The sequence below is a fragment of the Bacteroides stercorirosoris genome, assembly GCF_900142015.1.
In the GTDB taxonomy this organism is placed as follows: Bacteria; Bacteroidota; Bacteroidia; order Bacteroidales; family Bacteroidaceae; genus Bacteroides; species Bacteroides stercorirosoris.
In genome coordinates this window covers 248,533-259,744 of record NZ_FQZN01000003.1, presented here as the reverse complement: position 1 = coordinate 259,744, position 11,212 = coordinate 248,533, and the positions used below count along the sequence as shown (strand labels likewise).

General features: G+C 45.2%; 4 protein-coding genes. All 4 read right to left on the bottom strand.

Annotated features, from left to right (window positions below; genetic code table 11):
* Positions 1-15: 15 nt before the first annotated feature.
* The 4 genes from BUC01_RS03985 to BUC01_RS03970 all read right to left on the bottom strand — a co-directional run bounded on the left by BUC01_RS03985 (position 16) and on the right by BUC01_RS03970 (position 11,204).
* Positions 16-1,698: a polysaccharide lyase gene (locus tag BUC01_RS03985; protein ID WP_025833514.1), complete on the bottom strand. Its 1,683-nt coding sequence runs from the start codon at positions 1,696-1,698 to the stop codon at positions 16-18.
* A 58-nt stretch (positions 1,699-1,756) separates the two neighbouring features.
* Positions 1,757-6,172, bottom strand: coding sequence for a hybrid sensor histidine kinase/response regulator transcription factor (locus BUC01_RS03980; protein ID WP_083595432.1), 4,416 nt, complete (start codon positions 6,170-6,172; stop codon positions 1,757-1,759).
* Positions 6,173-6,243: 71 nt separating this feature from the next.
* A complete protein-coding gene (locus BUC01_RS03975) occupies positions 6,244-8,874 on the bottom strand; it encodes a glycoside hydrolase family 2 protein (RefSeq protein WP_025835491.1) in 2,631 nt (876 codons plus the stop codon).
* A gap of 17 nt (positions 8,875-8,891) precedes the next feature.
* Complete coding sequence (locus tag BUC01_RS03970) at positions 8,892-11,204, bottom strand: DUF5703 domain-containing protein (protein ID WP_025835493.1); 2,313 nt, start codon at positions 11,202-11,204, stop codon at positions 8,892-8,894.
* Between the last annotated feature and the right edge of the window lie 8 nt (positions 11,205-11,212).

The following is an 11,212-nucleotide window of genomic DNA, read 5'->3' as shown; positions in this document are numbered from 1 at the left end:
TTTTCCACCATACCTTTACAGCAGACTTTTTCGTTTGGACAAAGTATCATGATTGTTCTTCAAATCCGTCCAGTCTACTTTCTTTTTCGTATCCATACCGTTGATATACTTCTCAATATTAGTATATCCGTCTCCGTTGCAATCCTTCACGGCATCTCCCGGATCATTCGGATTCAGCCCGTTAGCTATTTCCCACGCATCCGGCATTCCGTCACCGTCAGAGTCAACATAAGGTTCCCCCTTGTATTCCGGCAATCCTCCTACCTGACGAATATCTGTGATAATACCTTGTTTATAAGAATCAGCGGGCAAACGTCTTTTCACATAAGGTGAAACAAATTCCGGAGCGTCTTTCACATAAATGGCTTTTCCGGTTTGCACCGTCTTGATGATACGGGCATCCACCGCATCACGTTTGGGTAAAGTTGCTCCCACATTATTTAAGACAAAGCTATAAGCCTTCTTAGCATCCATAACAGTCACGGGAGACATTTCAAACGGTTCGTCCACCCTGATTTGCGGTATAAACTTGTCGGCATCCGCTTCATTGGCGAGTTGCACGCCACCGTCCCAGTTATCCTTCGTCACTTTAGCATTGCCGTGAACGATATTTCCATGCACATAAGCTTTCCCAAAAGACATCGGTTTACTCTTATCACGTCCGGCTTCCGGTTTCAGAATGCGATAAGAGATCGGTTTGTCCAACGGAGTAATAGGACCTGGCTTGAAGTAGTTGTTAATCATGTTATAGAAACTATTGTTATCACCTCCGTCAACGGAACGGTTCCACCAGTTGAAAACAACATTGTTGACAAAGTTGAAGTCACCATCCATACCCACCGAACTGTTACGGCTGATATTGGAAGCGAAAAGATTGCGGCAGAACATGCTGTTATGACCACCTATTGTAGCTCCGAACGCATGATTATAGGCATCCAATGCTTCTGAAAATACGGAGTTCTGGATTGTAATGTTCACAGTCGGCAGCTTTAAACCGTGTCCGTCTGCTCCCCGATTATAAACATGCCGGTAGATGGACATATTCTCATCCAATCCCCAGCTGGCAGAGCAGTGGTCTATGATAATGTTTCCTACGGCATTTCCTCCTAAGGCATCATCACGGAAAGCTACGTCCTGCGCCCCACGACGGAAACGCATATGACGAATCACAACATCGTGCGTATCAATCAGAAAAGACTGACCCGTGACGCAGATACCATCACCGGGAGCTGTCTGACCGGCAATCGTCACATAAGGAGCACGCACATTTATCGGAGCTTTCAAACGGATAACTCCGGAAACATTGAAAACGATGATACGTGCACCGCCCGTTTCACACGCCTCACGCAAGGTTCCGGGACCTGAATCTTCCAGCGAGGTGACTACAATAACCTTACCGCCACGTCCGCCGGGAGTATACATACCTCCACCTTCCGCACCGGGAAAGGCAGGGATATTACTTTTTATCAGATCTTCCGGTTTAGAAGCCCACGGTTTATAAGGACGTCCTTTCTGTGCTTCTTCCAAAACTACCGGCAAAGCTTTCTCCCATGCCGCATCCGATTTCCGGTCGAACTCTGCTTCCTGTTTTGCCGCTCTCGCTTTCACTGAATCGGGAATGACAGGATACTGTGCTGCAACCGGTAATACACATGCAACCAGCATCCAGGCTGATAATACTTTCTTAATGTTGTTCATTCTTTAGAATCTTATTAGGTTTTCTAAGAAGACGGTCAAGAAAACATTTTGTAATCAGTTACTTTTCTCCTTTCCGCCATTCATTCATATATTCACGGGGAGTCTGGTTATATTTTTTCCGGAAACATTTACTGTAATACCCCGAATCTTTGAAACCGACGGCAAAGGCAATCTCGGAAATACTCAAATCTGTATTTTTAATAAGTTCTACAGACTTGTTCAAACGAATATCCTTCACCAGATCGACCGGTGCCAGTCCGGTCAGACTCTTCAACTTCTTGAAGAATGCCGAACGGCTCAAACCAATTCCGGAAGCTATCGTGTCGATATTAAAGTCACTGTCGTCCATATTTTCCTCAATCACCTGATGTATCTTTTCAAGGAATTGCACATCTTTCTTCACAAGATATTGCTCGTAGCTATCTTCCTCCGAAGGATTTTGATTTTCCATTTGCTGGCGGACGCGCTCACGGAACAGTTTCCGCTCAGAAAGCAACTGATCGATGCGCGCCAGCAAATACTCCTTGCTGAACGGTTTGGTGATATATGCATTGGCTCCCAAAGTTATCGCTTTCGTTTTAGCTCCTTCATCATTCTTCGCTGTCAGGATAATAACAGGAATATGACTGATTTGGAAATCCTTACGAATGGCTTGCAGCATTTCCAGACCATCCATTTCAGGCATCATCTGGTCAGTCACCACAATATCCGGATGATGCAGATGTATCTTCTTCAATCCTTCCACCCCATCGTTAGCGATATGGATATTAAACTTATCTTCCAGCTGAAGCTTTATCAACTGGCAAAGATCCTTATTATCCTCCACCAATAAAAGAGTCGGTAATGAAGTATCAATTTCCGACTGTTCCTCTGTACCTTCTTCTGTAGCGGCATCAGCTACGTCAGCAGCTGGAGCAGTCTCTGTATCACTGACATAGAAATCCACTTCCGTTGAACGGTAATGTTCCTTATCCAGCAATAGCTCTACAACAAACACAGAGCCATGCCCTTCCGAACTTTCGGCACGGATTAATCCATGATGCAGGTTTACAATTTCTCTGGAAAGCGCCAGCCCGATACCTGTGCCCTGATAATATGATTTCTTGGCATTTTCTCCCTGCGAAAAACGTTCGAAGATCTCAGTCAGTTTGTTTTGCGGGATTCCAACCCCGTTATCTTTTACCTGCAGGAAACAACGTTTTCCATCTTCCGCAGTCCCGGTAGTCACATGAATGCTACCACCCGAAGGAGTAAACTTGAATGCATTTGATATAATGTTACGGATTACAATACTCAACTTCTCTTTATCCGCCCATACCATGATAGCCTCATCCGGCAATTGGAAAGTGAAACTAATCTCGTTTTCTTCGGAAAGGACACGGAACTCTTTCTGGAAAGAAAGCACCATCTCATTAAAATCAATCAGTGATACATGCAGACGCATTTTCCCATTCTGTATCTTCCGGAAGTCCAGAATCTGATTAACAAGCTGCAGCATCTGATTGGTATTCTTTTCCATCAGTTCCACATATTGTAATCCTTTCGGAGACAGTTTCTCACGCTCTTTCAACTCCTGTATCGGCCCTTTTATCAGAGTCAAGGGAGTGCGGAGTTCATGGGAAATATTGGTAAAGAACTTGATTTTCATTTCCGACACTTTCTGTTCGATATAAATGTCGTTCTTCATCTTAATCATAAAGAAAGCCAGGCGCAAGCCAAAATAAAGGGCAGCGACACCCAGGATTACATAAACAAAGATTGCCCACCAACTTAACCACCAAGGCGGCAAGACGGTAATATCCAATGTGCAATTGGAAACCAGCTCCGGATTTGCTTCATCTATCGTTTCAACCCGGAAGATGTAAGTTCCGGAAGGTACATTGGTGTAGGAAGCGATACGGTTCTTACCATTGTAGTGCCACTCTTTCTCATAACCTTCGAGTATATAACGATAGGACACCCGATTCTGATTATAAAAGTTCAATGCAGCAAACTCTATGGTAAACATGGACTGATTGTAGTTCAACCGGATTGCATCAGCAAACGTAATCGCTTCTTTCAGAACCGGATGCTCACGAAAACTACGCAAATCGCGATTGGATATTTTAAAATCGACAATGCGCGTATCATAGTTCGTATGCTGTGTTTCCAGCTTATCCGGTGAGAAAACCAGAATACCTTGTTTGGAACCGATCCAGAGGTCACCGTTCAATGTACGGAGAGCACTACTTTCTTCAAGCTCTACATTCAGAAAGCCATCATATCTATCATAATTACGGAATTGTTCGGTCGCTTTATTGAAGCAAGACAACCCTATCTCCGTAGCAAACCAAAGATTTCCATTCTTATCTTCTATAATTGATTTGACCACGTCATTATTCATTCCCTCACGAATACCATAGGACTTGAAAACCGGCTCCCGTTTCTCTCTATCATAATGGACCAACTTATTCAGACCACCTCCGAAAACGCTGACCCAGATTTGCGCTTCAGAATCTTTATACAACACATAAATATCATTGTCAGCTACATTCGAGCGCTCGCTCACCTGCCTGTACGTTTCAAACTGAATATCTTCGGGATCGGCAAAATTGCCGTCAAAGGACATCAGACCATCCATTGTTCCCACCCAGATGCGCCCGTCGTTGTCCTCCGCCATTGTACGCACTTCCATATAAAGCCCATAAAGGGGGTATTGTTTCAGACCGTTATATTTATGCTTGAAAACAATCGTTCCGTTCTCTTCGCTAATCAGATTCAGACCGCCGCCCAACACACCTACCCAAATACGCCCCTTACTATCCTGATAAGTGCAATAAACATCATTATTGCTGATTGAATTCGGATTCTTAGGATCATTTTTATAACGTGTGAAACGCAAACCTTGTGGAGAATTCATATCCGGTTCGGCTTTGACAAGCCCATTTCCTTTAGTTGAAAACCACAGATTTCCATCTTTATCCTCCATTATATGATACACAGCACCCACCAGATAATTTTTCTCCGAGAAGATTTGCTTTACCTGTCCGTTACGGTCAAGACGATAAAGAGCCTGCCAACGGGTTCCTGCCCAGATATCTCCGTTCTTCGCCTGATAAAGAGCACGTATTCCCTGATTCCACGAACCGGAAATCTCACCCGCAACCGGTACAGGTGAAACTTCTTTCAGTAACTGAAACTGCCTTTTTGGGAAATTAACCCTATACACTCCGCTATCTGTAGAAGTCAACCATAGGATGCCATCTTTATCTAACAACAGATGGAAAAACAATTGATTCGGCTGGTCGTCAGCAAAAGGCTTCGACTGGTTCAACCGTATCATCTCCAGTTTCTCGCGGTCAAACAAAAGAATCTCTCCTCCGGGAGTCAGAAAAAACATTCCTTGTTCACCGGCATCCTGCATTTCAAAATTTCCAATGGAGTTCTGATCAGGAAATGTAAAATGACGGCTGCTTTTATTTAAAGGATCATAGTATATTAATGCACGGTCGTCCTCCTGAAACCATATTTTATCATATTTGTCGATGAATATAGCTTTATTTTTCCCTTTAATGAAAAACGGCAGTTTTACCAATTGCTTGTAGCCGATATTATATTCATACACACCTTCAACAGTAGTAATATACATCAACCCTGTTTCTGTCACCAACAGGTTGGAAATCGGTAGATTAATTTCCGGGATTTCATAGCGGTTGACCACGCCATTCTGCGGATCGATACTATAAATATGCCCATTCAAATCTCCTAACCACAGATATTGAAAATTATAGGATGCACAAGTAAACTGATGCGGATCGGCAGCAATCTTCTTCTGTACGAAATCAGCAGGCTTATCTTTCAAAGCCGATCCTTTTCTCAAGGAAAGGATTTGGTAATCCATTCCAATCCAATTGATAAACTCGTCAGTTTCACAGAAGATGTTATTCTTCAGGCGCATATCATAGAGGTTGACATTGGGACGCGAATCATGCAACTGCTTCATTGTTATCTTGCCTTCTGCATCCGTATAGGCACGCAACAAGCTCTTATCTTTAGTCAGCAATAGCACATCTCCATCCTCCGTTGTCTGAATCTTAATAATCTGGATATTTTCAGAATACTCTTTCACGTCATCATAAACAGCATGGAAACTCTCATGCTTTTTATCAAACAAGTAAAGTTTACGGTCGATTGTCTTAATCCATAGAAAACCGTTTTTATCTTCTACGATACGCTGAATTTTACGCGGAGGGATATCGGCGGAATAAAACCCGTCACGATTATCATAGGAACGGAACTTTGTGCCGTCAAAACTACACAGCCCATACCAAGTACCAAACCAGATAAAACCGTCGCTTCCTTTTAAGGTACAATTAACGATATTATTAGGCAAACCTCGTTCAGCCGTGTAGTGTTCCACAATCATATTAGGGTAGGCAAAAGCACAAAGCCCCATCATCGACAGCAATAGTATTAGAATAAATCGTTTTTTCATTTATAACAATAGTGATATAAAATGTACCCCAAAGATAAGCTTTTTTTCAATAGCGACCGGGCATATCCGTATTATTTTTCAATTCCAAATTCAGTTTGCTGACGTTCAACCTCATCCAATACCTTTTGCCGTTCCTCTTCAGTGAGCCTTACTTTTGTATCGGATGCCTCTCCGGCAGTTCCGGTTCTTACTGTTGAAGAAATCATCTCCTGTTCCTCATAGCAGAAAGGTAACTCGGCGGGGACACTTTCGAATTCCAGTTCGGCAGCAGTCGGCGCTTGCGTACCTTCAAACTGCACACGAGCCTTAACTCTTATCTTTCCAGCCTTTCGGGTAGAACGAATCAGTACAGGGGCAGAACCGAATTCCACCGCACGGGGATTTGCACCAATTGCGGCATCTCCAATAATTTCTCCCTCACCTTCCACTGTAAAAACGATATTCTCTTTAGCCAGACGACGTACGTTTCCATTATCGTCAGTTACTTCGGCCACCACCACCATAAAATCAGAGCCATCCGCTGTCAGTTTCACGTCCTGTGTATCTACATACAGACGCAACTTGGTAGAACGGCGTGAAGGCATCTTCTTCTGTGTACAAACTACTTTCCCGTTTATGATACCTTCGGCAATCATGTTGACTTTCTGCCAGTTTTTTTGAGTGTAGCTATAGCCACGTGCCTCCCAGAAATCCCAAACATTCTCGAAAACAACAGGTGCATTCGGCAAATGTCCTTTGGTATGGGGCACAGGCTTTGTCCAGTTTTTTGTTCCATCGTAAACAGAAAGCCGGATGGAGTCGCAATTGCTGAATACCACCACATCAGCATCTGAGAATTGCGACATCTCATGAGCAATGAACACCATCGGCCCACATTCTGCCAACGGGTGCTGAAGGCAGGCCGGTGACTGACTACGAAACATTTCATAAGCGTATTTCTTCTGACGGAAAGCATCATAAATTCCACCCCAATACGGGTCAGGATGATACCCGCGCTGATGGTCGAACGGATGCCACTGTGCACCACCGATAAACAAACCTGTGGTACGATACATTTCACCATAGCTCTTAGCCAAAGAGAGTGCCTGCACCAGCAACGGACGTTCCCCCCAGCTGCGGCTCGCACGATTATCGTTGTTATGGGCATACCAGTCATCCACATTCTCTCCAAACTCACGGGTGAAAATGCATTGTTCCGGCCTATCTTCTTTTTCATCATCTCCCGGCCAACCGTACACAACATCATAATGTTCTTTCACCCCCGCCGAATGTACATCGGCAGCAGCTACCGGACGTCCCGGATAGGGATATTCTTCTTTGGTGATTTCAAGTGCTTTCAAGGCAAAGTCAAGCGGATAGCGGGTTTCGTTCAGAATAGGTTCCCACATCAGAACGGAAGGATGATTACGGTCGCGACGAATCATCTCGCGCGTATTCCGGTGAACCAGTTCTCCGAACTCCGGCGCTTTGTTCCAGTATTGCCATCCCGGAGTAGCGACAATCACAAACAGTCCAAGCTCATCACACGCATCCATAAAGGAAGGATCTTGCGGATAATGGGCGGTACGGATAATGGTACATCCGGCATCGCGCAGACGTTTGGCATCACGCCATTGCTGTGAATTCGGCAAAGCATTGCCCACATAGGCAAAATCCTGATGCCGGTTAGCACCGACCAACTGTCCGAAAGGTTTCCCATTCAGCCAGAATCCATCCTTACCACGGAATTCAGCCAAGCGGATTCCGACACGTGTAATTCCTCCGTCAAGGGATCGGGTGCCTTTTTTAACGCGTGATTGTAATCTATATAGATAAGGTGTATCCGGCGACCAGAGTTTAGGGTTCTTCACTCCCAGTTGCTGACGAATTATTTTCTTTTCTCCGGGTTTCAAAGAGAGTTTACCGGAAACCTGGCCGAGCACTTTACCGTCAGCATCTGTCAGTGTCGTTTCCACTGTGACAGTCTCCGAACGGGTATTATCATTCCGTACTTCCGTATTGGCATAAACCTGTGCACTCTTTTCACTGATTTTATCATAATGCACAAACACACCTCCGCCTGCAACTGTCTGAGAATCCATAGCATCAGTAATGGCGACAGGAGATTTTGCAATCATCCACACATCGCGATAGATTCCGCCATGATAAGCAAAATCCAATGTATACTGGCGTTTTCCCGGAGGATAAGATTTGTCATCACTATTATCCGTAAAAACAGCAAGCAAACAAGAGTCTCCGGCTTGTACACCATTGGCGGTCAGGTCGAGCGTAAAAGGCAGATAGCCTCCGATATGTTCCTGAATACGTTTACCGTTCAGGTAAAGAATCTGTTTTCCCATCACAGCTTCAAAATGGATAAGCACGCGCTTTCCTTTGGTTTCAGCCGGAACAACGAAATGTTTCCGATACCAGGCAGGCCCCTGGGAATTGCGGCATCCGCTCGCTTCGGCAGGCATCAGTTCCACGGTATGTGGAGTAGAAACCACTTGCCAGGAACGGTCGTCAAAATCCACAGTTTCCGCTCCACGGATATCACCTTTAAAGAAGCGCCATCCCGGATTAAAATTATAGACTTGCCGTCCACTGCCCGGAAGTTGGATAAATCCGGCAACCGATATTTCAGGGCGATGAGTTTCCGCCGCACTTCCGGTTAATGGCAATAACAGCCAAACAGTCAAGAGTAAAAACAACCTGCTATTCATAGTTTTCTTAATTTATATTATCCGTTTGTATTCCCAATCATTACAACTATATCTTCCTTCCGACTTTCCGGCAAGACTTTTAAATCCGTCACTTTTCCATCCTTCAAGGTCGCTTCCACCGTTGTGTCACCGGGTGCATGAAGTTTAAAGTGTACATCCCATTCTTCAGGCCAGGCAGGAAACAAGAGAATACGCTCTCCGTCAGTCTGCAACAACATTTCCTGAAGTCCTATCATACCGCTGCCTCCCCAATTATGATCGGGCGTCCAGTCGTAGCCCGGTCCCCAGAAAGCGGGGAAACGATGTGGCCCATCAGAGAGTTTTGCCAAAGCAAGCCGCCCGGCCTCTTCTGTCAGTCCCAGACATGCCGCCCAGATGTTATCCTGTTTCCAACCGATATGCGAACGGAACTTGACTGCTTCAGGATCATATAAATAGGTATTACGTGCCAGTTCCAGATTCTCCTTACCCACTCCGTAAATACGCCACGGAAACACTGGATAAAGTTGAGGAGTCTCTACATTATTGATGCGTTCCCAACTCTTGGCAGGAGAAATCGTCTGCTTCACAACCGAAACACCTTTCAGTGAATCTTTCACTTCTATGTACCTCAACGGAACAGGAGGAATTGTTTCCAGCATTTCATTTTTCTTTCCGTATGTTTCCAATACAGTCCGTAACGCAGCAATTGTACTGCTGGCATTGTTCGTCATTTTATACGTTTCGCAGGCAGATCCGGGGAAAAGAATAAGATTTCCGTCTCCATCCAAAGCATTCCGCCCCCGTCGGGAAGCAAGCGAACGGTAATGTTCGTCGAAAAAGGACAGTGAACTTTCAATCAAAGGCAAATACCCGGTAATATCGGCATCCGCATAATTCTTCGTTTCCAATATCATCTGGCAGAATTCAAGCACTGTGTCCCATTCATATTCCAACCATGCGTTATACTCCAAGCCCTTATCGAACCAGGCCGGACGTTTAAAACCATATTCCGCAGGATTGGGTAATCCGAAGTTCTCAATCTGTTCGCAGAAGCAAGCTCCCCCGTGTTGCCAATACACACGACTACGCAATTCCGCATTCTTCAGCATACGGTTATAAAAATCGAATTGAGAAAGCATCATATCGAAGTCACCGCTTTTCAACATCGGCCAATATACAAGCCGTTGGTTCTGTGCGGTCATCGTTCCCCCTCCCCATTTCCGGTAATCCGGAGTAAAAGATTGCTTCTCATCTATATGGCAGGGATCGAAAGTAAACAATCCGCCATTGAATTTTGTCGGCACACTGCCGTATGCATTACAACCCAACATATACCGGAAAAGAGTATAGTTTCTTGCAATCTCCTGTGCCTCTCCCTCCGCTTCTATAAAACTGCGTTGCCAAAAGGCGTTCCACCACGAACGGGTCTGCTTTTTGTCGTTTGAAACGATTTTCGAAGAAAGTTTCCCATGTGGGGCTATCCTCTTCAAAGTTGCTTGCAAACCCTGCTTCCATTGTTCTGTGGTTTCTGTCTGAGCGGTGTGGAGTATGATGGAGAATTGTTGCTTCCGCACGGGCTTTGTTGAACGGAATTTCCAGGCCCGATAATCCGTTCCGGCATATACTCCCTCCGCGGTACCTGCATATTCCAAGTCTTCCAGCAACAGGCATCCACCGAAAGTCAGGTTCTTCAAAGGATTCATCAATTGGGGTTTAACCTCCTCCATGCCTTGTTGTGCCACTGCCACATCAAAAACGGTTGCTTCCGGATTGCGGTGGTAGAAACTGAGGGAGTTGAGAGTTGGGAATTGAGAGTTGAGAATTATGCTGTCAGCAGCCATCACCGCTCCTTTCGGGGGAGCCCACTTATAGGAGCATTGTTGCCCCTCGCCTTTCCTGATTGCCCGTTCGCGGTATCGCCAGTTTTCATAAAAGACTTCCGCTTGCAGAGGCTGGGCATTGGCTATTTCCACATGAATTACCGGATGGAAGACGTCCGCCCAGATTTGTACCTGCGTACCTCCTGCCGCTATCTCGACAAATCCATCGTTCAACTTTAACTCCTGCCGGAAATTATCCGCATCTTTGAAAGGATTGGGAGACATACGAATACGGAAACGGCCTTGCTTCAACTGGCAGTTATTCTCATCAAAAGTGCCGCTACGGCTTACGTAAAACAACACATCGCCGTTTTCCACCCATACATTCATACCAATATCTCCGCCCCCGCAAGGCATAGATTCAGAAGAATTGCGACTCGGGCTATTCCAAACGACATTGGCATGCTGGCTCCAAAGAGCCGACACGCCAACAAAAGCCATTATTATGGTCAGGTAGATTCCCTTCATAGTTCACT

Coding starts and splice junctions, on each gene's coding strand:
- BUC01_RS03980 (WP_083595432.1), bottom strand. CDS start 6,172: ATGAAAAAACGATTTATTCTAATACTATTGCTGTCGATGATGGGGCTT.
- BUC01_RS03975 (WP_025835491.1), bottom strand. CDS start 8,874: ATGAATAGCAGGTTGTTTTTACTCTTGACTGTTTGGCTGTTATTGCCA.
- BUC01_RS03985 (WP_025833514.1), bottom strand. CDS start 1,698: ATGAACAACATTAAGAAAGTATTATCAGCCTGGATGCTGGTTGCATGT.
- BUC01_RS03970 (WP_025835493.1), bottom strand. CDS start 11,204: ATGAAGGGAATCTACCTGACCATAATAATGGCTTTTGTTGGCGTGTCG.